Origin of the sequence: Myroides pelagicus (assembly GCF_009711055.1) — a bacterium.
Lineage (GTDB): Bacteria > Bacteroidota > Bacteroidia > Flavobacteriales > Flavobacteriaceae > Flavobacterium > Flavobacterium pelagicum.
Map to the genome: position 1 here is coordinate 1 of NZ_WMJY01000033.1, position 25,545 is coordinate 25,545.

Annotated in this window: 25 protein-coding genes and 1 other RNA gene; 13 read left to right on the forward strand and 13 right to left on the reverse strand. The window is 34.3% G+C overall.

Annotation, left to right across the window (positions count from 1 at the left end; translation table 11 throughout):
- Positions 1–93 precede the first annotated feature (93 nt).
- Positions 94–912 carry a 5'-nucleotidase, lipoprotein e(P4) family gene (locus GJV77_RS11965; RefSeq protein WP_155036597.1) on the forward strand — a complete coding sequence of 273 codons (819 nt, stop codon included), beginning with the start codon at positions 94–96 and terminating at the stop codon, positions 910–912.
- Positions 913–1,242: 330 nt separating this feature from the next.
- The gene (gene nhaC / locus GJV77_RS11970) at positions 1,243–2,703 is read left to right on the forward strand and encodes a Na+/H+ antiporter NhaC (RefSeq protein WP_155036598.1); all 1,461 of its coding nucleotides are present in this window, start codon (positions 1,243–1,245) and stop codon (positions 2,701–2,703) included.
- Between the two features lie 56 nt (positions 2,704–2,759).
- On the opposite strand, the gene guaB is transcribed toward nhaC, so the two are convergent.
- The 4 genes from guaB to GJV77_RS11990 all read right to left on the reverse strand — a co-directional run bounded on the left by guaB (position 2,760) and on the right by GJV77_RS11990 (position 6,981).
- A complete protein-coding gene (gene guaB, locus GJV77_RS11975; protein ID WP_155036599.1) occupies positions 2,760–4,232 on the reverse strand; it encodes an IMP dehydrogenase in 1,473 nt (490 codons plus the stop codon).
- A gap of 57 nt (positions 4,233–4,289) precedes the next feature.
- Entirely contained in the window at positions 4,290–5,156 is an 867-nt protein-coding gene (locus tag GJV77_RS11980; RefSeq protein WP_155036600.1) for a hydroxymethylglutaryl-CoA lyase, read from the reverse strand.
- Positions 5,157–5,316: 160 nt separating this feature from the next.
- Positions 5,317–5,943 (reverse strand): LysE family translocator, encoded by a 627-nt coding sequence (locus GJV77_RS11985; RefSeq protein ID WP_155036601.1) that lies wholly within the window; start codon positions 5,941–5,943, stop codon positions 5,317–5,319.
- A 21-nt stretch (positions 5,944–5,964) separates the two neighbouring features.
- On the reverse strand, positions 5,965–6,981 hold the full coding sequence (locus GJV77_RS11990) for a quinone-dependent dihydroorotate dehydrogenase (protein ID WP_155036602.1): 1,017 nt from the start codon (positions 6,979–6,981) through the stop codon (positions 5,965–5,967).
- Between the two features lie 611 nt (positions 6,982–7,592).
- Here GJV77_RS11990 and GJV77_RS11995 point away from each other — a divergent pair.
- Both GJV77_RS11995 and GJV77_RS12000 read left to right on the forward strand, forming a co-directional pair.
- A complete protein-coding gene (locus GJV77_RS11995; protein ID WP_155036603.1) occupies positions 7,593–10,418 on the forward strand; it encodes an FAD-binding and (Fe-S)-binding domain-containing protein in 2,826 nt (941 codons plus the stop codon).
- Between the two features lie 70 nt (positions 10,419–10,488).
- On the forward strand, positions 10,489–11,049 hold the full coding sequence (locus tag GJV77_RS12000; protein ID WP_155036604.1) for a helix-turn-helix domain-containing protein: 561 nt from the start codon (positions 10,489–10,491) through the stop codon (positions 11,047–11,049).
- 29 nt (positions 11,050–11,078) lie between these two features.
- On the opposite strand, the gene GJV77_RS12005 is transcribed toward GJV77_RS12000, so the two are convergent.
- The 5 genes from GJV77_RS12005 to GJV77_RS12025 all read right to left on the reverse strand — a co-directional run bounded on the left by GJV77_RS12005 (position 11,079) and on the right by GJV77_RS12025 (position 13,798).
- On the reverse strand, positions 11,079–11,657 hold the full coding sequence (locus tag GJV77_RS12005; protein ID WP_155036605.1) for a GNAT family N-acetyltransferase: 579 nt from the start codon (positions 11,655–11,657) through the stop codon (positions 11,079–11,081).
- A gap of 12 nt (positions 11,658–11,669) precedes the next feature.
- Complete coding sequence (locus GJV77_RS12010; RefSeq protein ID WP_155036606.1) at positions 11,670–12,068, reverse strand: DUF4377 domain-containing protein; 399 nt, start codon at positions 12,066–12,068, stop codon at positions 11,670–11,672.
- 118 nt (positions 12,069–12,186) lie between these two features.
- Positions 12,187–12,846: a tRNA (5-methylaminomethyl-2-thiouridine)(34)-methyltransferase MnmD gene (gene mnmD / locus GJV77_RS12015; RefSeq protein WP_155036607.1), complete on the reverse strand. Its 660-nt coding sequence runs from the start codon at positions 12,844–12,846 to the stop codon at positions 12,187–12,189.
- On the reverse strand, positions 12,843–13,289 hold the full coding sequence (locus GJV77_RS12020; RefSeq protein WP_155036608.1) for a hypothetical protein: 447 nt from the start codon (positions 13,287–13,289) through the stop codon (positions 12,843–12,845). The genes mnmD and GJV77_RS12020 overlap by 4 nt, the downstream gene beginning before the upstream one ends.
- Positions 13,289–13,798: a DUF4920 domain-containing protein gene (locus tag GJV77_RS12025; RefSeq protein WP_155036609.1), complete on the reverse strand. Its 510-nt coding sequence runs from the start codon at positions 13,796–13,798 to the stop codon at positions 13,289–13,291. Before GJV77_RS12025 ends, GJV77_RS12020 begins: the two co-directional genes overlap by 1 nt.
- Positions 13,799–14,052: 254 nt before the next feature.
- Between GJV77_RS12025 and GJV77_RS12030 the strand changes: the two genes are divergently transcribed.
- Both GJV77_RS12030 and GJV77_RS12040 read left to right on the forward strand, forming a co-directional pair.
- Entirely contained in the window at positions 14,053–15,126 is a 1,074-nt protein-coding gene (locus GJV77_RS12030) for a branched-chain amino acid aminotransferase (RefSeq protein ID WP_155036610.1), read from the forward strand.
- Between the two features lie 312 nt (positions 15,127–15,438).
- Positions 15,439–16,434 (forward strand): hypothetical protein, encoded by a 996-nt coding sequence (locus tag GJV77_RS12040; protein WP_155036612.1) that lies wholly within the window; start codon positions 15,439–15,441, stop codon positions 16,432–16,434.
- A 38-nt stretch (positions 16,435–16,472) separates the two neighbouring features.
- Here the strand turns inward: GJV77_RS12040 and kdsB are convergent, their stop codons facing one another.
- Both kdsB and GJV77_RS12050 read right to left on the reverse strand, forming a co-directional pair.
- Positions 16,473–17,225, reverse strand: coding sequence for a 3-deoxy-manno-octulosonate cytidylyltransferase (kdsB, locus tag GJV77_RS12045; protein WP_155036613.1), 753 nt, complete (start codon positions 17,223–17,225; stop codon positions 16,473–16,475).
- A gap of 144 nt (positions 17,226–17,369) precedes the next feature.
- Positions 17,370–18,803: an ATP-dependent DNA helicase gene (locus tag GJV77_RS12050; RefSeq protein ID WP_155036622.1), complete on the reverse strand. Its 1,434-nt coding sequence runs from the start codon at positions 18,801–18,803 to the stop codon at positions 17,370–17,372.
- A 238-nt stretch (positions 18,804–19,041) separates the two neighbouring features.
- On the opposite strand from GJV77_RS12050, the gene GJV77_RS12055 reads away from it, so the two are divergent.
- Together GJV77_RS12055 and GJV77_RS12060 are read left to right on the forward strand one after the other, a co-directional pair.
- Positions 19,042–19,833: a DUF3822 family protein gene (locus GJV77_RS12055; protein WP_155036614.1), complete on the forward strand. Its 792-nt coding sequence runs from the start codon at positions 19,042–19,044 to the stop codon at positions 19,831–19,833.
- Positions 19,830–20,441, forward strand: a complete 612-nt coding sequence (locus tag GJV77_RS12060; protein WP_155036615.1) for an RsmD family RNA methyltransferase — start codon at positions 19,830–19,832, stop codon at positions 20,439–20,441. Before GJV77_RS12055 ends, GJV77_RS12060 begins: the two co-directional genes overlap by 4 nt.
- Positions 20,442–21,015: 574 nt before the next feature.
- Here GJV77_RS12060 and rnpB read toward each other — a convergent pair.
- Positions 21,016–21,336: RNase P RNA component class A (rnpB, locus tag GJV77_RS12065), an RNA gene on the reverse strand.
- A gap of 352 nt (positions 21,337–21,688) precedes the next feature.
- On the opposite strand from rnpB, the gene murQ reads away from it, so the two are divergent.
- The 4 genes from murQ to GJV77_RS12085 are packed head-to-tail and all read left to right on the forward strand — an operon-like array spanning position 21,689 to position 23,949.
- The gene (murQ, locus tag GJV77_RS12070; RefSeq protein WP_162521619.1) at positions 21,689–22,504 is read left to right on the forward strand and encodes an N-acetylmuramic acid 6-phosphate etherase; all 816 of its coding nucleotides are present in this window, start codon (positions 21,689–21,691) and stop codon (positions 22,502–22,504) included.
- Positions 22,505–22,506: 2 nt separating this feature from the next.
- Positions 22,507–22,737, forward strand: a complete 231-nt coding sequence (locus GJV77_RS12075; RefSeq protein ID WP_155036617.1) for a DUF6095 family protein — start codon at positions 22,507–22,509, stop codon at positions 22,735–22,737.
- A gap of 7 nt (positions 22,738–22,744) precedes the next feature.
- Positions 22,745–23,134 (forward strand): DNA topoisomerase IV, encoded by a 390-nt coding sequence (locus GJV77_RS12080; protein WP_155036618.1) that lies wholly within the window; start codon positions 22,745–22,747, stop codon positions 23,132–23,134.
- Positions 23,135–23,160: 26 nt separating this feature from the next.
- The gene (locus GJV77_RS12085) at positions 23,161–23,949 is read left to right on the forward strand and encodes a TerC family protein (protein ID WP_155036619.1); all 789 of its coding nucleotides are present in this window, start codon (positions 23,161–23,163) and stop codon (positions 23,947–23,949) included.
- Between the two features lie 106 nt (positions 23,950–24,055).
- On the opposite strand, the gene GJV77_RS12090 is transcribed toward GJV77_RS12085, so the two are convergent.
- A complete protein-coding gene (locus GJV77_RS12090; protein WP_155036620.1) occupies positions 24,056–24,742 on the reverse strand; it encodes a TrmH family RNA methyltransferase in 687 nt (228 codons plus the stop codon).
- Between the two features lie 37 nt (positions 24,743–24,779).
- Here GJV77_RS12090 and GJV77_RS12095 point away from each other — a divergent pair, with 37 nt between their 5' ends.
- Positions 24,780–25,460, forward strand: a complete 681-nt coding sequence (locus GJV77_RS12095) for an SIR2 family NAD-dependent protein deacylase (protein WP_155036621.1) — start codon at positions 24,780–24,782, stop codon at positions 25,458–25,460.
- Positions 25,461–25,545: the final 85 nt, after the last annotated feature.

Below are 25,545 nucleotides of genomic sequence, written 5' to 3' on the forward strand. Positions count from 1 at the left end.
ATGACTAATGTTGCATTTATAACTTGAATTCACGTCTCTATTTCTTTTAAAAATTGTAATTTTGCTGTTACTAAATAGTAAAATTATTAAACTATGCTTAAACGATCTTTTCTAATAGCAGGACTTGTATTCACAACATTGACAGCTTGTAAATCAGTACCTCAAACTACAGTTAATACAAATGAAAAAGTATTAAATAATATTGAAGTTAACGGAAAGCTTTACGCTGCTGTATTTCAACAAAACGCTGCTGAATATCAAGCACTTTGCGCACAAGCCTTCAATATTGCAACACTTCAATTAGACCAAATTCTAGAAGAACAACACAGTAAACCTCTTGCTATAGTAACTGATATAGATGAAACCTTCCTTGACAACTCACCTTATGCTGTGCAAATGGCACGTGAAGGTAAATCATATAGCCAAGATTCTTGGACCGAATGGACTTCTAAAGGAGAAGCTTTGCCCGCTTTGGGGAGTTTAGATTTTTTTAACTATGCTAAATCTAAAGGAGTTGAAATATTCTATATCACCAACAGAAATGAAAATGACAAAGCAGGCACTCTTAAAAACCTAGAGAAATATAACTATCCTTTTGCAGATAATGATCACGTAATCGTAAGAACATCTGAATCAAGTAAAGAGACGAGACGTCAAAAAGTACTTGAAACACATGAGATTGTTATGCTTTTAGGTGATAACTTATCAGACTTCTCTACTCTTTGGGACAAAAAGACACAAGAAGAACGTCTAGAAAATGTAAAAAATAATAAAGAACTTTTCGGCAAAAAGTTTATTGTCTTACCTAACACAGGTTATGGAGATTGGGAAGCAGCCTTATTTCAATACAAGAAAAACTTAACAAAAGAAGAAAAAGATAAAGCCTATAATTCTAGCGTGAAAGGTTTCTAAATCTTCTAACATAAAATCAACCGACTATCCTTGGTTAGTTTCCAAAACCTTACTAGACAGTAAGGTTTTTTTATTCGTACCACGTTCAATTCTTTCCTCTAAAAATGAATGACAATATTCAAAATAGAGAAACTCAATAGAAACTCAACAAACGCCCCATTCCTTTACTGTTTAATACGTCAATAAGCCTCTAATCATTTATTTAATCAACAAAAATATTACTTTACCCCTATTACTTATACAGAAATAAATATAAGTAATTAGATTAAAATGAATAAAAGTCGTGTATATTTTCATATATTGAAACCAATAATATACAAACAACAAGATATGAAAGAACAAATCAAGCTAAAGAAAAAGCAAATTACACTTTTTCAATCGCTAATCCCGATGATCGTTTTAATAGCTTTATTGGGTACAAATGTATTTGTCTATGGAAGCTCAGCATTAGACGGATCAAATCAATTTGTTTTACTTATTGGTGGTCTAATAGCCATCGGAATAGGTTTGTATAACCGGGTCAAATATGAGCAAATCATAAAAAAGATCACCAAAAACGTAAGAGAGACCACTAGAGCCATTTATATTTTGCTTTTGGTTGGTGCTCTTTCAGGTACTTGGCTACTTAGCGGAATTATCCCTACCATGATTTACTATGGCCTACAAATTCTTGAGCCTCAAATATTTCTACCTGCCACTATTATTATTTGTTCTATTATAGCATTAGCCACCGGTAGTTCGTGGACCACCAGCGCTACAGTAGGTATTGCCTTAGTAGGTATTGGTAATGCCATGGGAATATCAATGGGACTGATTGGAGGGGCAGTGATTTCTGGCGCTTATTTTGGAGACAAACTTTCTCCTTTATCGGATACAACTAACCTTGCATCAGCAATGACTAACACCGATTTATTTACTCATATTCGATACATGTTGTTTACAACTGTACCTAGTTATATTATTACGCTAATAATATTTATTATAATCAGTTTCAATCTTGATGTCCCTGACAATATAGACATGACAGATTCCTTAATAGCAATCGAAAACACCTTCAATATCACTCCTTGGCTATTCCTCGTGCCAGTAATCGTAATAGTCGCTATCCTAAAAAAGGTCAAACCAATATTAGCACTATTATTAGGGACACTACTAGGTGCTATTTTTGCTCTTTTCTTCCAACCCGACATTGTAACATTAGTAGGAGAAGGAACAACTTTAAACGCAAAAACAGCTTATAAAGGTATTATGAATGCAATAACTACAGATATTGCTATTCTATCTCCAATGGACAGCTTAAACAGCTTATTTGAAGCTGGTGGAATGGCTAGTATGCTTAATACTGTATGGTTAATTATTTGTGCCATGTTTTTTGGAGGAGCAATGGAGGCAATTGGTGCACTTAAAAAAATAACTGAAAGCCTATTGAGTATTGCTAACTCAGTATTTGGTTTATTCGCTAGTACAATGACTAGCTGTGTAGTAGTAAACCTTACTGCTTCTGAACAGTATTTATCAATTGTAATTCCTGGAAAAATGTTTGCTAATGCCTATAAAGAAAAAGGCCTAGCTTCAGAAAACTTAAGTAGAACGCTTGAAGACTCTGGTACAGTTACCTCTGTTTTAATTCCATGGAACACCTGTGGTGCATACCATGCAGGAGTGTTAGGGATCGACACGTTTACTTACGCTCCTTACGCATTCTTCAATATTATCAGTCCATTTGTTTCACTGACATATGTTATCCTAGATATTAAAATACGAAAAATAGCTAATGCTATAAAAGCATAAGAAAAGGGACTTACCGTAAAGCGGTAAGTCCCTTTTTTATTTCTATCAACCAATTATTATCTTGAATAATTTGGTGCTGATTTTGTAATTGTAATATTATGAGGGTGGCTTTCTCCAATACCTGAAGCTGTCAATTGTACAAATCTAGCTACTTCTTGTAATGTAGGAATATCCTTTGCTCCACAGTATCCCATACCTGCACGAAGTCCTCCGATGAATTGTAACATACTTTCACTAAGCTCTCCTTTATAAGCTACACGCCCTTCAATTCCTTCTGGCACTAACTTCTTCACATCGTCTTCTACATCTTGGAAATATCTATCTTTAGACCCTTGCTTCATTGCCGCTACTGACCCCATACCTCTATAAGCTTTGAATTTTCTTCCTTCAAATATAATAGTTTCTCCTGGAGACTCTTTTGTTCCTGCCAACATTGAACCTAGCATTACACAATCTGCCCCTGCTCCTATTGCCTTTGGAATATCTCCTGTATAACGAAGTCCTCCATCACCAATAACTGGTACTCCCGTTCCTTTAAGTGCTGCAGCTACTTCCATAATTGCTGAAAATTGTGGAAATCCTACACCAGCTACTACACGCGTTGTACAAATTGATCCTGGTCCAATACCTACTTTTACTGCATCTGCTCCTGCTTCTACTAAGTATAATGCCGCTTCTGGAGTCGCAATATTTCCAACAACTACGTCAATTTCTGGAAATGATTTCTTTACTTCTTTTAATACCCCTACTACACCTTTTGAATGTCCATGTGCTGTATCTATAATCAAAGCATCAACACCAGCACTTACTAAAGCCTTAGCTCTATCAACCGCATCTGCAGTTACTCCTAAAGCTGCAGCAACGCGTAAACGACCAAACTTATCCTTGTTAGCATTTGGTTTAAGTGTCAATTTAGTTATATCTCTAAATGTAATTAATCCTACTAATTTGTACTCTTTGTTTACAACAGGTAATTTCTCAATCTTATTCTCTTGAAGTATTCCTTCTGCTTGCTCTAAGGTTGTCCCTTCTGCAGCTGTTACTAAATTTTCTTTTGTCATAACCTCAGTGATCAAGCGCTCATTGTGTTTCTCAAAACGCATGTCTCTGTTTGTGATTATACCTTTCAGATATCCCTCAGCATCCACAATTGGAATACCACCAATACCATGCTCTGCCATAGCTTTTTTTGCATCTCCTACAGTAGCTGACAACGATAAAGTTACTGGATCGATAATCATTCCTGATTCTGCTCTCTTCACCTTACGAACTTCTTTTGCTTGCTCTTCGATAGTCATATTCTTGTGAATAACTCCTATCCCTCCTTCACGAGCCATAGCTATAGCCATTTCGCTTTCAGTTACAGTATCCATAGCAGCAGAAACTACTGGTACATTTAACGTGATGTTTCTTGTGAATTTTGTTTGTAAACTTACCTCTCTAGGTAAGATTTCCGAATAGTTTGGAACTAATAATACATCATCATAAGTCAAACCTTGACCGATGATTTTAGTTGTGTGTGCTTTCATGTGCAATTGTAATTGAATTGCACGCGAATTTAGTTTTTTTTAATCAAACTAAAAAGCTTAATGATAAAAATTAAATATTTTTAACGCTTCATTATAAGCGCTTTCAAATGACATTGCACTCATATTCGTATCTACTTTATTGGCAGTAAAATAACTAAGCAGGCGCTCAGTAGGCATATTACCAGTCAAATCATCTTTGGCCATCGGACACCCTCCATACCCTTTAATAGCTCCATCGAAGCGAATACATCCAGCCTTATATGCTGCATCTACTTTTTCAAACCAACTATCCAGTGTCGTATGTAGATGGGCTCCAAACTCTACATCTGGATAAGCTTTAATCAGATTACTAAATAAATAATCTATTACCTCTGGTGTTGAACTTCCTACAGTATCAGATAACGATAATATCTTTACCCCCATTCGTGCTAAGCGATCTGTCCATTCCCCTACGATTTCTACATTCCATGGATCTCCATAAGGATTCCCAAATCCCATTGATAAATAGGCAACTACTTCTTTATTTGACTTGGTAGCAATATTTAATATTTCGTCTAAAGTAACTATTGACTCCGCAATTGTCTTATGTGTATTTCTCATCTGAAAGTTTTCAGATATAGAAAAAGGGTATCCTAAATATTGTATTTCCTTATAATGTGCAGCTTGTTCAGCACCTCTAGTATTAGCTATAATAGCCAACAATTTACTTTGCGTTCGACTCAAATCCAACTGTGACAATAACTCGGCTGTGTCCTGCATTTGAGGTATAGCCTTAGGAGAAACAAAACTTCCGAAATCAATAGTATCGTATCCAACTCTTAATAGTGATTGGATATATTGAACTTTCTTCTCCGTAGGAATAAACATCTTAATGCCTTGCATGGCATCTCTAGGACATTCGATAATTTTGACTGTTGGTTTCATACTTTATCAAATATAGATGAAAACTTAATAATTCACAAAATGAATTATTTTAAAAAATCACCTCAACCACAAAACAATTAGACTACTGATTAATAAATAGATAGACATAAAAAAGGCTCCTTAATTTAATTAAAGAGCCTTTTTTATGTCTATATTTAAATTAGTTCATGAGCAGAAAAACTCCTAAACCTGAGAAAATAATTATCTGTAACCACTTCAGAAAGACATTAACTGCTTTATTATTTTTCATAAACTCAGTCAATTGAGCTGCAATTGTACAGATGATTAAAAATATCACTAAAGCTTGTGAAATAAATACACTCCCCAATACAAAAACTTGCTGTTTTACGCTACCAGCTGCTTCTGAAATAAATCCCGGAAATAAAGCTAAGAAAAACATCATTACTTTTGGATTTAGAATATTCATCAATAATCCTTTTCTTACAAATCCCATAAAGGTTTTGTCGTTCTTAGGTACTGAATTTTCTTCTATTGTTATGACATTCTCCTCTTGATATACCTTATAGGACAACCAAAACAAGTACAGTGCCCCAAAAATCTTAACTGCTTTTAAAGCATAAGCCGAATTTATGATTAAAGCTGAAACCCCAAATGCAAATAAAGATAAATGAAAAATCAAACCTCCCATTTGGCCTATTACAACAGCATAACCATATTTCTTTCCTCTTGTAATACTCTGAGAAACAACATATAATAAATCAGGTCCTGGTGTAATAATCAACAAAAAACAAGTGATAAAAAAAGTATAAAGAACTTCTGCTGACATAGTTTTTTATCTATTAAAATATTATTTGGATAATAACTCTTTATTAATGGCTTTTATTAAACCAGGTCCTTCATATATAAACCCAGTATATAATTGTACTAAGCTAGCTCCTGCCTCTAGTTTTTCGATTGCATCAGCCGCTGAATGAATTCCACCCACTCCGATTATTGGGAAGGCTTTATTACTCTTTTCCGATAAGAAACGAATCACTTCAGTACTGCGTTTTGTCAATGGCTTCCCACTTAAACCTCCAGTCTCCTGCTGATGAATAGATTTTAGATTATCTCTTCCAATCGTGGTATTCGTAGCAATAACTCCCGCGATTTTTGTCTCCTTTACAATATCAATAATATCCAAAAGTTGATCATCTGTCAAATCTGGAGCAATCTTTAATAAAATAGGCTTGGCTTGTTCCTTTTTATTATTCTTGATTTGTAAAGCATTTAATAAAGCCATTAAAGGTTCTTTATCTTGCAATGCTCTAAGATTTGGTGTATTTGGTGAACTTACATTCACTACAAAATAATCCACATAAGGAAACAATGCTTCAAAACAAATTTCATAATCATCAATTGCATTCTCATTAGGTGTTACTTTGTTTTTACCAATATTACCACCTATCAATGTCCCTTTATTCTTCTTTAGACGCTCCACTGCCTCTTCGACACCTCCATTGTTGAATCCCATGCGATTAATCAACCCCCCATCTTCCTTCAAGCGAAATAGACGCTTCTTCGGATTGCCAGGTTGTCCTTTAGGAGTCAATGTACCTATCTCTATAAAACCAAAACCAAAGTTTTCTAACTCACTGTATAACTTAGCATCCTTGTCTAAACCGGCAGCTAGTCCTACTGGATTTTTAAACTTTAATCCAAAGACTTCTCTCTCTAAGCGAGAATCATTCACTTGACAATTTGCTCGAATTATAGCAGATACGCCAGGAATTCTATTGAAAAACTTCAAAGCGCCAAAAGTGAAATGGTGTACTTTCTCCGGGTCAAACCTAAAGAATATAGGCTTTATAAGACTTTTATACATGTTATATGACTTTGTGTTGTTGTGTGTGTAAATTTTGTGCAAAGGTAGTGTTTTAACACGTTATGTTACAATAGTATTTTTAAGGTTTTTTAAATATCAACTATAGGTCCGTTTGATACAATAAATATAGATCATTGACATTTACCAAATGAAATAACAAATGATTACTTTTTTAAAGGTTGTAGATTATTCTCTATAATTTTTGAAAAGTTAGTGATCTCCCCTACTAAATCATTCGTATGACACTAAAATGAGACACCAAATTAAAAAAAACTAACAACTTGGTTTCAATCAAAGAGATTTTAGAATAATAGCATTTGTTGCCAAGCTTGTGCCATACGTACAGTATTCCTGCAGTTTACGAGCCCGCAAGTACTATCTTGGCAAGGAAAGTGCAACTATTCTGCACCCATTGGTCAAGAAAGGACGGAAAAATAATACTAGTGCGACAATTATCAAGCACAGAAGTCTAACTTGTTTCTTAATACGAACCCGTAACCTTCATAATAATGAATAAAAAGATCGTCGTTGCGACCATCATCTTAATCCTATTTTTATTCATAATAAACAATTTCTTTAGTAAATTGTAGCATTATAAAACAGGATACACCATGTTAGCACAACAATACAAAAATTTTCAAGAAGAACTAGCTTTCTACGTTGATCACAAGAGAATTATCACCAATCCATTACAGTTGCTAGCCTATGGAACTGATGCTAGTTTTTATCGCCTAATACCCAAAATTGTTGTACAAGTTCACAACGAAGAGGAAGCGATTGCTACTATTCATACTGCTTATAAAAACAACGTTGCTCTGACCTATCGAGCAGCAGGAACAAGTCTATCTGGACAAGCAGTCACAGACTCTGTCTTGATGGTAGCTACCCATCGATGGAAAGATTACGAGATCTTGAATAACGGATTACAAGCGCGTTTTCAACCAGGAATTATTGGAGGGAGAGCTAATATCATTTTAGCACCGTATGGTAGAAAAATAGGGCCCGACCCCGGCTCTATTAATGCAGCTATGATCGGAGGTATCGCAGCTAATAATGCAAGTGGAATGTGTTGTGGTACAGCTCAGAACTCATATAACACTATCGCTGACATTCGAATAATCTTCTATGATGGGACAGTCCTAAATACAGCAGATAGTGATAGTAAAAAAGCATTCGAAGCAAAGCACCCCGAAATCATTAAAGGTATTATTCAACTGAGAGACGATATTGCTACAGACAGTATTTTATATGAGCGTATCAAACGAAAGTTTAAAATCAAAAATACTACAGGATATAGTTTAAATGCCTTTGTTGACTTCCAAGATCCTTACGACATTATTAAACATATCATGATTGGATCTGAAGGCACTTTAGCTTTTATCTCTGATATCACCTATAATACAGTCATTAATTACAAGCGTAAAGCTTGTACACTAATGATTTTTGAAACAATAGAGTTAGCCTGCCAAGCCGTTCCTTACTTGAAACAAAGCCCTGTTGCAGCAGTTGAACTATTAGATCGAAACAGTATAAAATCAATAGAGAATGAACCTTTAGCACCTGAATATTTTAAATCTTTACCTGAAACAGCTTGCATACTACTTGTAGAAGCACAAGCAGATGACGAAGAGGAAATGAATAACAAACAAAAGGCTATTCGTCTAGCAGTTGCTCCTATTCCCACTTATAAGCCCTTTGAATTTACTTCTGAACCTCAACAATATGCTTTCAATTGGAAAGCCAGAAATGGATTATTACCTACTACTGGTGCCTTGAGAAAAACAGGCACTACATGTATTATTGAAGACGTAGCGTTTCCAGTAGAAAAGCTTGCCGATGCTTGTATCGCAATGAAAAGCTTATTTGCTAAACTAGGTTATACCGATGCTGTACTATTTGGTCATGCACTAGAAGGCAATTTACACTTGGTTTTCTCCCAAGACTTCTCTACCCAACATGAAATCGATCGATATGCTAAAATGATGGACGGATTAGTCGATATTGTTGTCAATCAATTCAATGGATCATTAAAAGCCGAACACGGAACAGGAAGAAACATGGCTCCCTTTGTTGAAAAAGAATGGGGGACCCAAGCATATCAAGCAATGTTGCGTATTAAAGCAATCTTCGATCCCAATAATTTAGTAAACCCTGGAGTAATTATCAACACCAATCCACATATACATTTAGAGAACTTAAAACCATCTCCTGCAACTAATGAAATTGTAGATAAATGTATCGAATGTGGCTTCTGTGAATCTCACTGCGTAGCCGAAGGACTAACACTTTCTCCAAGACAACGCATTGTGATAGGAAGAGAAATAGCACGCCTAGAAAACACACTAGAGGATGCTAATCGCTTAAAGCAAATGCTAGCTGATGCTACTTATTACTCTGATGAGACCTGTGCTACTGATGGGCTATGTGCTTTAGCTTGCCCCGTAAAAATTGACACAGGTAAGTATATCAAGGATATACGCCATCAAAAATTATCCATCAAAGCCCATAAAGACGCAGAGTATTTTGTTGAAAATATCGATCGAGTAACAGCTATGGGCCGTACTGGATTAAAGCTACTTAACTTTTCGCGCAGACTATTCGGAGATAAATTAATGTATAAAACAGCAACAAGTGTTCGCAAGCTATCAAACAATAAGTTACCGCAATGGAATATTGCCATGCCTACTGCTACCCAAACAAGAATAACCAAAACTATCGCCAACCCAAACCAAGAGCGAAAAGTAGTCTATTACCCTTCTTGTATTAACCGAACAATGGGAAAATCTAAAGATTACCTAAAAGAAGATGTTGATTTAATTAGTAAAACTACTGAGCTCTTAGTAAGAGCTGGATTTACAATTATCTATCCTGAAAATTTAGACAATATGTGTTGTGGAATGCCTTTTAGCAGTAAAGGGTATAAAGAGGAAGGATTTACTAAATCTAGTTCTCTTGAAGAAGCATTACTAAAAGCAAGTAACAATGGCCAAATACCAGTACTATTTGACATGAGCCCTTGTTTCTATACTTTTTATGAAGCTCATAAAGATGGAGCACTAAAAATGTACGACCCTATTGAATTTATGCAAGACTTTGTCATGGATCATTTAGAAGTAAAAAATCCAAGAAAAGAAATCAATGTATATCCAGTCTGTTCAGTAAAAAAAATAGGCTTAGAAGGTAAACTATTAGAACTAACTAAACGATGTGCAGAGAAGGTAAATTACATCAATAGTAACTGTTGTGGGTTTGCAGGTGATCGTGGATTTACTCACCCTGAACTTAATAAGCACGGAAACAGACACCTTCAAGAACAACTTATTCAAAATAGTCACGATGGCTTCTCTACTAGTCGTACATGTGAAATCGGTTTAAGTGAATTTGGAGGTATTAACTTCAAGTCTATTTTTTATCTGATTGATGAAGTAACGAAGTAAGCCTATCAAATAAATTAGACCTCCTTTTTTTAAAAATAGTATCTTTGAAATTACGCTAATTACAATATCAATGATTATCTATATAAAAAACATGGTTTGTACACGTTGCAAAATGGCTGTAGAAAGTCTTTTTGTAGAATTGGGATACACCATACAGAAAATGGACCTTGGTGAAGTTGAACTAAAAGAGAAACTTACTCCTGTACAACTCGAAAAAATTAAAGAAAAATTAGAAGCTATTGGCTTTGAATTGCTAGACGACAGAAAGAGCAAAACAGTTACAAAGATAAAGACACTCCTAATAGAACTAGTTCAAAAACACAATGCCTATCTTGAAACACCGCTTTCGACATACATTAGTGAACGCATGAAACTAGACTATCACAATATGAGCGCTTTGTTTTCCTCACTAGAATCAACTACAATTGAACAGTACTTCATAACCCTTAAAATCGAAAGAGTAAAAGAATTACTTGTTTACGATGAGATCTCTTTAAAAGAGATTGCCTATCTACTAAATTACAGCAGTGTAGCACACTTAAGTAAACAATTTAAAAAAGTAACAGGATTAACTCCTACACACTTTAAGACAACAGGAAATCAACGAAGAAAATTAATTGATAAAATATAAAAAGACGAACCAAAAGGTTCGTCTTTTTATTATAACTTACTCAATAATTGCTCCTTAACATATAAAAACCATTCATCCCTCAATATACTGAGCACGGCAGTATCCCTTCTTCGCCCATCTCGCATAATAACATCTGATCGAAGTACCCCTTCCAGAGTACATCCTATACTTTTCATCGCTGCTATACTACGAGCGTTTGTATTATCAGCTCTAAACTCTACACGTTCCATCGCTAATGTCTCAAAAGCATATTGCAACAATAAATACTTACAATGCTTATTCAATCCTGTTCCCCTAAACTCTTGACCATACCAAGTATATCCTATAATCAATTTCTTTTGCACATGATTAATATCACACAGACGTGTACTACCTACGTACTGCTCAACTTTTTTGTCAAAAACAACAAAAGGAATTGCCGTTTCTGCCTCTCTATCTTGTATGGCTTTATTTATATATTTTTCTAGATTTTCTTTACCCGCCCCTGTAGTAGGGGTATAGTCCCATATATCAGGTTCACTGATTGAAAACCTCAATAAAGTTTCTATATCGCGATACTCTAATGGTCGCAATACTACTCGATCATTCGTTAATATTACTTCAGACATAAAGTTTACTCCTTATTTTTTTACTTTAGAAATCTCTCTAATCAACACATAACGGATTGAAGAGCCATCCGCAGGTGGATTAGTGACATTCTCACGTCTTATTTCTAAATTATACTCATAGCCTTCTTCATATACAAATCCTTCAATAGTATCATACATAAGTTCCCATGGAGCATCTTCCGTCTCTTTAACCAATAAACACTTCATCTCTGCTACCCCTGCACAATCAGATTTTTCACTTGACACATATAGCGTAACAATATCTTCTAACTCTTCTGTCGTCAATACTTCTTGTTCCAGAGTACTTTCAATTGACTCTCCTTCAACAGGTTTTCCCGACTTAACATCAGATTTACAACTAATAAATGAACTTCCTATCAATACCACTAGTATTATTGCAACTTTTCTCATACGTTTACTCTGTTCTTTTTTAACAAAAGGTAAATGTACACAATCTAGAATATAAGACAAAAACTAATAAAAAAAGGAACAACTATTAAAGTTTATTCCTTCTCGCTATTTCTTTTTTTTACCGCTTATAAGCAATAACCATTTCTCGCTTACCTGGAGGCCCAGCCACTTTTTTCACTTCAAAACCAACTGTCTTCATCGTGCGATTGATAACTCCTCTACAAGCATAAGTAGTCAATATACCACCTACTTTAAGAGCATCATACATTTTTTTAAATATCTCTTCTGACCATAGATCCGGTTGAAACGGGTAACCAAAAACATCGAAATAAATCAAATCATAAGATTCTTTCTCTACTACTTGCTCTTCAAATGTATTTAGCATTTTATACAAACTAAAACATTCATTTAATTTGACTAACTCATTCCATGGTGAATGATGCAATCGTAAAAAAGCAGCATCCTCTCCATTAATTTCACTATAGTTTAAAGCTTTAAGCTCTTCTTCAGAAACGGGATAAGCTTCAATTGCATGATAAGTTATAGCTAACTGTTTATCCATAGCTGCTAAGTAAGTTAAATAAGCATTTAAACCAGTACCAAATCCCATTTCAAGTACCACAATAGAATTTAAATGATTGACTAAGTCTAACCCGTTTTGGATATAGACATGTTTTGCCTCTTGAACAGCTCCATATACGGAATGATATGTTTCTCCCCACTCCTCTATTTGAATAGAAGAAGAACCATCTTCAGTCTTTATTACTTTGCGTTTCATCGGATGAATAACTTTTTAATTCGAGGTATAGGCCCCCCACACTTCTTAATATGACAGGCTAAACAAGAATTTACGACAGCATTATAGTCCTCTACAATTGTTTCCTTACTTGATGCGTATAGTTTTCGTTCTAATATCAAGAATTTCTCTGCCTGATCTGTAAAGAAAAAATCTCTATCCCTAGGATCTGTTAATTCAGTTGTCAACAACTCATTATGCATAACAGGAAACTCGCCCAAATCAATTTGCTCACTTCCTTGTTCAATCACCTCTTTAGCATGTGCCATCTGTCCATACATTTGCTCCATCAAAGCAGCCATTGGAGATAAATTATACATTTGAAAGCTTGTTTCTTCTTCTATCTCTGTTTGCTTTTGTTCTTTACAGCTAGAAAAAACAACAAACAATACAGTTAACAGAAGTATTCTATTTCTAAACACCATTACTTAGCTTTTTTGATTGCTATACCATCAGCCATAAAACCATAAGTTATTTTTGGTTCAGTTATTAAAGCTATTTCTTCTTCCGTCTTTCCAGCATCTTCTGCATAGTGCTTTAACTCATCAACAGGTATAACAGATACAAAAGCTTTGCCATCAACAACTACTTCATGACCTCCAGCATTCATTGGAGCAAAAAAAGCATAATCTTTAAATTTTACAAAGCTCTTTTTATCTTGTGTTAAATCTAAACTCAACCAACAACCTTTCTTCTGACAAACCTCATTAATCGTAGAGGCAAACTTCATTGGCACACTATCCCCTTTAACCATATTTTGATAAACTTCAAATACAGTTCCACTATCCTTCACCTCTTTATCAAGAGCAAACTTTGTCCCAAAAAATTCATATTTACTCTCATCAACTACTACAGACACCTGCTCCTTGTCATTGCCTTTACATGCAGTAAATACTGCTGCTCCAAGCAAGAATATACCTACTATTTTTTTCATTATTATTTCTTATTTAAAACTATTTTACACAAATGTACTCTAAAAAAATAAATTACAAACAATTCAATACACTACACAAAACACATTGTTTATTATAATTTCAGTAGTTATTTCTAATTAAACAATAATCTACACTCCATTTTAGATAAAGTTTAATAAGATATCGTTATTCCTCTATTTTTTTGATAAATTTGTAACGCTCTGTATTTTTACATAGCACGAAGAATGAAAGACAATCGTAAAACATTATAATAATGAGTTTAGAAAAAAATGTAGATTTTTCTATCCAAAAAGCGGAGAAATCTAAAATAGGTTCAATTGATTTTGAAAACGTAAAATTCGGTTCTGTATTTACAGACCACATGCTAGTATGTCATTACAAAGACGGGGCATGGGGACAAGTAGAGATCAAACCTTATGGGCCAATGTCTTTTGAACCATCAATGAATGTTTTCCACTATGGACAAGCAATCTTTGAGGGGATGAAAGCTTACAAAGATGAGAATGATAAAGTGTGGTTATTTAGACCAAGAGAAAACTGGAAACGTTTCAATAAATCAGCTGAGCGTTTAGCAATGCCACACATTGACGAAACTCGTTTTGTGGATGGATTAAAAGCTCTTTTACAATTAGATCAAGACTGGGTTAGAAAAGGAGAAGGAAACTCTTTATACATCCGTCCATTCATGATCGGAACTCACGAAGGTGTTGTTGCTGGTCCTTCTACTGAATTTATGTTCTGTATCATTTTATCACCTGCACGTACATATTACTCAGGAAAAGTAAAAGTTCAAATCGCAGAACACTATAGTCGTGCTGCTAATGGAGGAGTTGGTTCTACAAAATGTTCAGGTAACTACGCTGGACAATTCTACCCTACTAAATTAGCTCAGGAAGCAGGGTACCAACAAGTAATTTGGACTGACGATACAACGCATACAAAATTAGAAGAAGCTGGTACTATGAATGTATTCTTCAGAATTGGAGATACATTAATCACTGCTCCTACTAGTGAAAGAATTCTTGATGGTGTCACTAGAAAGAGTTTAATCGCTATCGCTGAAAGTAAGGGAATTAAAGTAGAGGTTAAGTCTATCGTGGTTCAAGAGTTACTTGATGCACATGCTAAAGGAGAATTAAAAGAAATCTTTGGAGCTGGTACAGCTGTTACAGTAGGTCAAATCGAAGGTTTTGCTTACCAAGACAAATACTACGCTTTACCTGAGGTTGCTGATGCTGATGCATACGCTATCCAATTAAAAACTGCTCTTCAAGGTATTCAACAAAAACGTATTGAAGATACATTTGACTGGACAGAAACAATCTAAGATAAACTATCCATATTATACATATTTTAAACGGCAGAACATTCTGCCGTTTTTTATATCTAATTCTAAGTTCTTTTACCTATTTTTGTAAAAAATATTAATTATGTTCACCGAAGGTCAAATTAAATTTGCTATCTTTTTCGTCATTTCTTTTGCCATTGTTCTAATTGTAATGTATCGCAAAGATTTAAAACTTCACAAAGTTTATTATAAAAACAGATTATGGGTCTTACTAGCGTTTTTTGCTTTTATTGGCTCTCTTTTTGTATTAAAAAACATACTAAAATAAACCAGTTTTGTAGTTGATAGGTTATGAAAATATTCCAATACTTCTTACTGTTGATTCTGATGGCTACCGTTTCTTTAACGGTGTTTATATTTGCACAAAGCCCTTCTTTTGAAGTAGAGCATCAATTTACTGTTGACGCACCTAAGGAAATTGTTTATGAACATATCAATGACTTAAACTTATGGTCTGATTGGGTTGACCTAAAAAAAGAGAAAGATGGCAACTACACTATCACATTTGATGAGATTGGCTCATTCCCAATAAAAGAAGAATACAAATACCCTTACGATAGTTTAACATTTGACATTTCTAATGACGAAACTATCTCGAATATGTTTTGGTCATTTGAACGCCAAGGAAGCAAAACAAATGTAACCTTCATCCTACATGGGCAATTGGACTTAAAAACTAAACTAATTACCTTTTTTCAAGGAAAACCGAGCATTGTTGCCTCAACTTCTACTCAAAAAAACATCAATAGTCTGATTGTTTACTTTATTAAACAATACAAAGACTTCAATATCTCAATAGATGGAGAAAAAGAAATAGAAGATACCAACTATATTTTCATCTCTAAAAAATCTACTCTTGGCACCTTAAATATTGATATAGCGAAGTCTTATCAAGAAATTCAATCGTTTGCACAAGCAAATCATATTGAAATCACAGGAGACCCTTTCTTAATTCTTAAAAACAATCTGGAAGGAAAAGAACTAAATTATGACTTTGCCTTACCAATTAAGGACACTATATACTTAAGTGAAAACGATTTATACAGCTTCAACACTTTACCTAAAACACTTTACTTAGATGCAAAACTAGAAGGTAATTATGTGCATCTTGATAGTGCTTTTCACAAGATACAAGAAGAAATAAACAAGAAACACCTACTAAAAAACACAAATAAACATACATTGATTGTTTTAGAGCAATCAATGATTAACACCCGTTTTCCTGCTGAATGGAAAACAACCCTTAAGACTCCTATTGTAAAAACATTTACTCCAACGGAAGAATAAAAAAGGCTGTTTTGAAAACCAAAACAGCCTTTTTCCATTTACCCTCTCGAGAAAGAAGGATTATTTTCTAACATCTTAATAGCTTTTTCTAAATCTTCATAAGTATCTATACCAATACCTACATGATTTGTTATAGCCATTTTAATTCGTTTACCATATTCTAAATACCTCAATTGCTCTAGCTTCTCAGAAGCTTCTAAAGATTTCATTGGAAGCATAGTAAACTCTAGTAATGCTTGTTTTCTAAAAGCATAAATACCAATGTGTTGGTAATATTGCACTCCTACATTTTTCTCTCTAGGATAAGGAATCACTGAGCGAGAAAAATACAAAGCAGTATTTGTATTATCTACCACTACTTTTACATTATTAGGGTTTTCTATAGCAGACCATTCATTGATTGGAGTCATCAAAGAGGCTAAATCTACATCTTGATTATTGTCCTGTTTGAAGATATTAATCAAACTCACAATATTATCCTTATTAATAAAAGGTTCATCACCTTGTACATTGATAACAATATCGGCCTCTATATCCTTTACAGCTTCGGCAATACGATCACTCCCACTCTCGTGCTCCTTGATGCTCATTACTGCTTTACCTCCACGATTTACAATTTCATTATAAATAAGCTCTGAATCCGTTACTACAAAAACATCATCAAAAACACCCATCGCTACCGTAGCCTCGTAAGTACGTAGAATAACAGTTTTACCACACAAATCTTTCATTAGTTTTCCTGGAAAACGAGTCGATGCATATCGCGCAGGAATAACGGCTATAATCTTCATCTTGTATTTATTTTTATTATTCCAAAGGTAGTAAAATACCTATTCAAAAAGACATCGACCAAGTGGTTAATTACAGAAATAAAATAAAACACTTAATCCTAAAAAACACCTCTATACAATTCACCAAATGATTTCAATACTTTCTTATTCCCCGATAAAAAACTCATCTTTGAACCCTATTAAATATAGTTTATTCTTTGCTCGCGTCATAGCTGTATAGAGCCATCTTATATATTCTGGAGAAATCCCATCAGGGAGATAAGGTTGCTCTATAAAAACAGTTTCCCACTGTCCACCCTGAGACTTATGACAGGTAATTGCATATGAAAACTTAACCTGTAATGCATTAAAATATTCATTCTCTTTTACTTTCTGAACCTTTTTATATTTTGTCAATTCATCTGCATAATCCAGCATCACCTGCTCATAGAAGTAATTCTGTTGCTGATAAGTTAGCGCTGGTGATTCACTAGTTAAAGTATCTAGTAAAACAATCGTATCAAAAGATGCCATATCAGGATAATCAATCATGCGTACTCGCACAGAAGCAAATCGAAAACCATATAGCTCAATCGTCCTATAAATCTCTAATACCTCTATTATATCTCCATTCGCTATAAAATCTGTTACCGTTGAATCCTTCATCCAATAGTAATTATTTTTAACTACCATCAACAAATCACCACTTGATATTTCGCTCTCCTTATCGAGAATTCGTGCACGTATTTGTTGATTATAAGCATTTGCACGTTTATTAGAACGTACAATAAATGCCGTTTCTTCAGGACCACTGTTAGAGTATGATGAATAAATAGCATCTTGAATATCATAACCATCGACCAATCGTACAATATCTTTAAACGCTCCTAAGTCAAACTGAAACGTATCAATGAAAGGGGTATCCAACAGAGAGCGCAATTCAGTAGCATTATATAAAATACCCGAATTCTCCTCTTGTCGCATAACTTCATCTAATTCGATATGCTCTATATCCATGTGAAACTGATACCCTAACTGCTCAATATCTAACGCTGGACTAACTTGCATATTAACTGGTGGCAACTGAGCAGAGTCTCCCATTAATACCAACTTGCAATTCACCCCCGTATAAACATAATATACCAAATCATCTAGTAATGACCCATTTGGATACATATTACTATCCGCCGCAGTCATATCACTAATCATAGAAGCCTCATCTACAATAAAAACTGTATTCTTATGTCGATTGACACGCATTCGATATTGCATGCCTGCCCCACTATTACTAGGCTTTGGATAATAAATGTGCTTGTGAATCGTAAAAGCTGGTCGTTGTGAATAATTACTAATTACTTTTGCTGCACGTCCTGTAGGTGCTAACATCACAGCATACTTATTTATAGTCTTCAACTCATTGACAACGACGGATAGCAAGGTAGTCTTACCAGTACCTGCATACCCTTTAAGTACAAACAATTGATCCGTCAAGTCATTATTGACAAAATCAGCTATCTTTTGTAAAAAAACATCTTGTTTTAAAGTTAATACATAAGGAAACTTATCTTTCAACAAACGATAAAACTGTTGTCCGGTCATCATCGAATTACTATTTTTTATTTTGCCCTCAAAGATACCAACCTTTTTGAGGACATACTAAGCTTTCTACTAAAAACTCCCCTGCTTCATTTTTACTTTTCTTCCTATTTTACAACGGTATACTCGATAAAGAATTAAGACAATTCAACAGCTTTAGGAAATATAAAAACAACAATTCAATGGAATTGCTTAAATTTGTTTCCTATAACTATTTAATCGTCGGTCACATTTAATCACAATGGCTCTAAACAATCATAAATTAGTAATACAAGCTTCCTTACACAAGTTCTCATTTGTCGTAATAGATTTGTCATCACAAACGATTATTTACTTTGCTTCAGAAGCTATCACTCATAAAAAAAGCTTTGAAGAACAACTTACCCATTTTTTTGTAAAATACACCCAACTATCCGAACAATATACCGAAATATTAGTTTTACATGATAATACCCTAAATACTTTTGTACCTCAAGCCTTATTCAACGAAGACAAAATAAGCACCTATCTACAATACAACACTAAAGTATTTGAAACTGATTATTTCGCTTTTGACGAAGTGACTAACTATGATTTCAATAACGTTTATATTCCTTATATTGATTTGAATAACTTCTTACTAGATAAGTTTGGCTCTTTTACCTACCAAAATATAAACACAGGACTGATTCAGTTACTCTTACCTAAAACAAAAGGAAACGAATTGCCTATTGTATTTGCTTATTTAAAACGAGACAGCTTTGAACTTATTGTCGCTAAGAATAATGAACTTATCTTATTCAATTCTTTTCAATACACGACTGCACAAGATTTTATCTACTATACCTTGTTTACGTACGAGCAACTCAACCTAGACCCTCACACTACAGTTTTAAACTTGATAGGGAGAGTTACCGAAAAAGACCCTGTTTTTGAACAAGCTTATACTTTCATAAAATTCGTAAACGTAATAGACGAACATGCTTTAATCGCTGAAGATTTATTATTACACCACCAAGTACCTAAACAACATTATATATTGTTCCATTCATGAGAATCGTATCCGGAAAATTAAAAGGGAGAAGAATAAACCCTCCAAAAAACTTACCTGTAAGACCAACAACTGATATGGCCAAAGAGGCTTTGTTTAATATCTTGAACCACCATTTCAACTTTAGTGAATTAACTATTCTTGACTTATTTGCTGGTACAGGAAATATCAGCTATGAATTTGCTTCTAGAGGAACTGAATCTATAGTAAGTGTAGATGGCGACTATGGTTGCGTGAACTTTATCAAAAAGACCGCCAAAGAATTTGACCTTAACATTCTGCCTTTTAAGTCTGATGTTTTTAAATTCATTGAAAAACACAAATCATCTTATGATATTGTTTTTGCCGATCCTCCATATGATTTCACACAAGAACAATTCGAAAAGATAGTAACAGATGTACTTTCTCTAAACCTTATTTCAGAAGAAGGAATGCTTATTGTAGAACACTCTAAATTCACTAAACTAGAACATTTAGAACACTTCTCTTTTGAGAAGAGTTATGGAGGGTCTGTTTTTACATTCTTTGAATTTGCTACAGAGGACGATGATGATGAATATGACGATGAAGACGACTTAGAAGACGAAACTTATGATACAGAAGAAGATTAAGAAAGAAGGACAGTTTGTCCTTCTTTTTTGTAACAATATTTTTTAAACCCTAGACTTCATACCGAATACTTAATATCCTAATCTTTTTTAACTAATAGTGATACTATAAAGCAATATCTGTTGCCAAGCTTGTGCTATAAGTGCAGTATACGTGCAGTATAATAGCCCAGGAGCATCTCCTTGGCAAGAAAAGTGCAACTATTCTTCAAGCATAGTGCACGCAAGTGCAAGAGAAGGACGTCTATAAACAGACAAACTATCTCAAGAAGCTCTACTAATAATAGCAAACCTGAATAAACTAAGATGTAAACAACAAAAAAACACCACCTAATCCACTATTAATCTATAAATTAAGTTTGAAATTAATATGTTACAAAATACAAAAATGATCTTTTGGAGTCAACTAGATAATACTTTAAGTTGTTTCTTTTTTTGAGAATAATCCACATTTACGGTAAATCCACAAAATACTAGTGGTAATAGTAAAAATCAATGAAACCAAGGTGAAGTTGTGTTAAAGCCCTGAGAAAGTTAACTGTCACAAGTTAATAAGCTTTCAATCAAAAGGCTTAAAAAAATATGCAGACCTATAAGCCGGATTCTGTAAACATTCCGAAGAATGTCCCCTTATCATTTATCTAGACCATTAATTACTCAATGGCTCAATCTGCCTACCCCTAAAGCATCGGACGAGTCGCCCTCAAACGCTAAATATACATGGCATTTCACCGCATAGAGTTTACCTGATTTCACTACAGCATTACCTGTACATCCTTTCTGTTGCACTTGTCCTCATAGTAGATACTACGGATGGGCGTTACCCATTATGCTACCCTGTGGTGTCCGGACTTTCCTCCCGCTTTTTATAAAAGCCGACGATAAGGCAGTCTGCATAAGAGTGCAAAAGTAGTCTTTTCTATAAAATTACAAGAAAATCCATTGAAATATTTTTCATTTCATCGATCTTCTTTTAATTATCATAAAAAACAAATACCGATAATTACGAAAAAAAGAACATTCGATAGAACCATATCAGAATCTTAATTTCAAGTTAAGTACAAATATGTCAATTGTATAGATCAATAGTAAACACCTACACTTACTTCATTTATAACAAAAAAAGTTAGTACATTACATTATTCTATTAACAGAAGAAAAACTGAGTTATTTTCTTTTGTCATCTATTCAATTGGGCTATCTATTCAATATAATTTTGACTATTTTTGTTTAAAATTTTATTCAATACAGTGGAGTTTAAAAAGATAACAGAGCAACCATCTAAATACGATGATTTAGAACTAAAATCAACAGAAGAGTTGCTTCGCATTATTAACATAGAAGATCAAAGTGTCCCCATTGCTGTCGAAAAAGCATTGCCACAGATAGAAAAAGTAGTTGATCGCATTGTAAGTCAATTACAAAAAGGTGGTAGACTATTCTACATCGGCGCTGGTACTTCTGGACGACTAGGAATATTAGATGCCTCTGAGTGCCCTCCTACTTATGGAGTATCTCCCGACTTAGTTATCGGAATAATTGCAGGAGGAGACTATGCCATCAGAAATGCTGTAGAAAACGCAGAAGATAATCCTAATCAAGGATGGTTAGACTTACAGGCATACACTGTTAATACAAATGACATAGTAGTAGGAATTGCTGCATCAGGCACAACGCCTTATGTAATAAACGCACTATCACAATGTAATCATTTCAATATACCTACTGCTAGTATCTCTTGTAATCCAAACAGCCCACTTAGCCAAGAAGCTATTTACCCTATTGAAGTAATTGTAGGGCCAGAAGTAATCACTGGTAGCTCAAGAATGAAAGCAGGTACAGCACAAAAACTAGTCCTAAATATGCTCACCTCTACTACTATGATAAAACTTGGACGCATTCAAGGTAACCGTATGGTAGATATGAAGATGACCAATAAAAAACTTATCCAACGTGGAATAAATATGCTCGTTGATGAATTAAATATTTGTGAAAACGAAGCAAGGGAACTGCTTGAAAAACACAATAATGTAAGACAGGCAATTAGCGCATACAAAAAACAATAAACATGGAACAACGACATACAGATAAGAAAGTACTTTTTAAAGGAGTTAAATACCTAGCAGCAACATTTCCAATGTTTTTCATAGGTCCTGTAATCTTAAACTCTTCTTTCAAAAATCAAGATCACCCCCTATTCTATGTTATCTTTGGTATAGGCTGTTTAGTTTGTATAGCAGCAATGCTTTTATTCTTTAAAGGTCTTCAAACAATCATGAAATCACTATTTGGAAAATAACAACAATATGAAATCAAAGTTAATTTACTTACTATTACCACTCACTGCAATTTTGGCAACTTCTTGTTACAAGCAAGAGAGAAATTGCGCTAATTTTAAAACAGGAAAATTTGAATTTATAGCGGAAATTGATGGAGAACAAAAGGTCTCTACTTTTATCCGTACAGAAGAATACGAGATCGAAACCTTTGAAGGTAAAACAGATACATCTAGTATTCGTTGGGTAAACGACTGTGAATACGTACTAAAAAAATTACACCCAAAAAACATGGCTGAAGAGAAATCAGTTAGTATGAAAATCATTACTACCGATGGAAACACTTGCGTATTTGAATACGGAATTGTAGGTGATGCTCGAAGAGAAAGAGGTACATTGACAAAAGTAAGTGATTTGTAAACTGACAAAAGAAAAAAAATTAGAAAATGGAAATATTCTTTACAGCAGATGCTATCGTAGCATTTATAACCCTTACATTCTTAGAAATAGTATTAGGGATTGACAACGTTATTTTTATATCGATTGTAACAGGCAAACTACCTGAAGAAAAAAGAAAAAAGGCCACTAAATTAGGGTTATTCTTAGCTATGTTTATGCGTATTGCTTTTCTATTTGGAGTATCATGGTTAATCGCCATGAAAGCAACACTTTTCGAAATTGACTGGGGATGGTTTAATGCTAGTTTCAATGGTCAATCGTTAATTCTTCTAGCCGGAGGTATCTTTTTGATTTACAAATCGACGAAAGAAATTCACGAAAAAGTAAACCACGTACAAGAACACGAACCAATCGACGAAAAGCAGTCTGCAAAGAAAATTGCAACCAAAAGCTTTAGCAATATTATCGTTCAAATCTTAATGATTGACGTTATCTTCTCTATCGACAGTATCTTGACAGCTGTTGGTATGACGAATGGTATAGAAGGAGCACTTTACATTATGATTGCTGCCGTGATTGTATCTGTTGGTGTTATGATGTTATTCGCTGTTCCAGTGGGTAACTTCGTCAATAAAAACCCTTCAATTCAAATACTTGCATTATCGTTCCTAATTCTAATTGGATTTATGCTAACGACTGAGAGCATGCATATTTCGCATGCTGTGCTTGCTGGTCAAGAAATAGGAGCAGTACCAAAAGGATATTTATACTTTGCTATTGCCTTTTCATTAGTTGTAGAGTTCATCAACATGAAAATACGTAAAAAATCAAACTAATTCTACTAGATCTTTAAGTATCAATAAAGAGCCCTATATAGATAAGAAACAAAAAGCCCTATTGTTTAAAATTACAATAGGGCTTTTGTATTACTCTTAAATTGGACTAATCCACTATTTGATTTTCAAGATATCGCTGAGTGACAAAATCAATATCTTTGATTGATTTTCGCGCCCAATCAATTCTCTTTTCTATTAACTGTTCTGGAGTCAGTTGCCAGTCCAATGAAGACTGTCTAATTCGCGTTGTCAAGTTTTGAATAATAATAGCCGCAGATACAGATATATTTAAGCTTTCTGTAAAACCAACCATCGGGATTTTAATATAAGCATCTGCTTGTTCTATTATCTCAGGAGACAAACCTGTTTTCTCCGTTCCAAAAAACACAGCAGAAGGTTTAGCAATATCAAAGTCCTCTAAGTGATTTGCCTCTACATGAGGAGTAGTCGCTACAATCTGATAACCTTTTGCCTTTAAATCATCTATACTACTCTGTACAGAATTATATCGATGGATATCTACCCACTTCTCTGCACCAAGTGCTATCTCTTTGTCTATTCGCTTACCAAACTTTTGTTCAATAACACATAAATCTTGTATTCCAAATACTTCACAACTACGCATCACTGCACTAGTATTGTGTAATTGATATACGTCTTCCGCCACAATTGTAATATGTTTAGTTCTATTCTCAAGAACTCCTTTAAAACGCTCCACTCTACTTTCTGTCAAAAAAGACTCTAAGTAAGCTAAATATTCAAGGTCTTGTAATAGTTTATTTGAAATATTCATTCTATTTTTATTTTTAAAACGCAAAGGTAATAATTATATGCAAAAGAGATTAGTCGTACTATCAGGAGCAGGAACAAGTGCGGAGAGTGGTATCAAAACATTTAGGGACGCAGATGGATTATGGGAAGGCCACGATGTCATGGAAGTAGCTACTCCAGAGGGGTGGGCTAAAAACAAGGAATTAGTCCTCAAATTTTACAATGATAGACGTCGACAATTATTAAGTTGTAAGCCTAATGGTGCACACCAGGCAATTGCACAATTAGAAGCTAACTACGCTGTCACGGTCATCACACAGAACGTCGATGATCTACACGAACGCGCTGGTAGTACAAATGTCCTTCACCTACATGGAGAATTATTAAAAGTACGCAGTGAAATCAATGAAACACTAACCTATCCATGGACAAAAGATTTACTATCAACAGATACTAACGAACTAGGACATGGATTAAGACCTCACATTGTGTGGTTTGGTGAAATGGTTCCTGAATTAGAACGAGCTATAACTATTGTAGAGGAAGCAGATATTATTGTCATTGTTGGCACCTCTTTACAAGTGTACCCTGCAGCGTCACTTATTAATTATGCCCAACAAAATGCTAAGATTTATTATATAGATCCTAAACCAGCCGAAACAAGTCATTTTCGTTCAGATATCGTAATTATACAGGAAAAAGCATCAAAAGGTATGCTCACCTTAGCTAAATCTCTATGATTATTTGTCAATAATCATAGAGATTATTACATTAGCAATAACTAACCAACCTTAGATTCAACAAATAAATGCAACAGCATTTAAA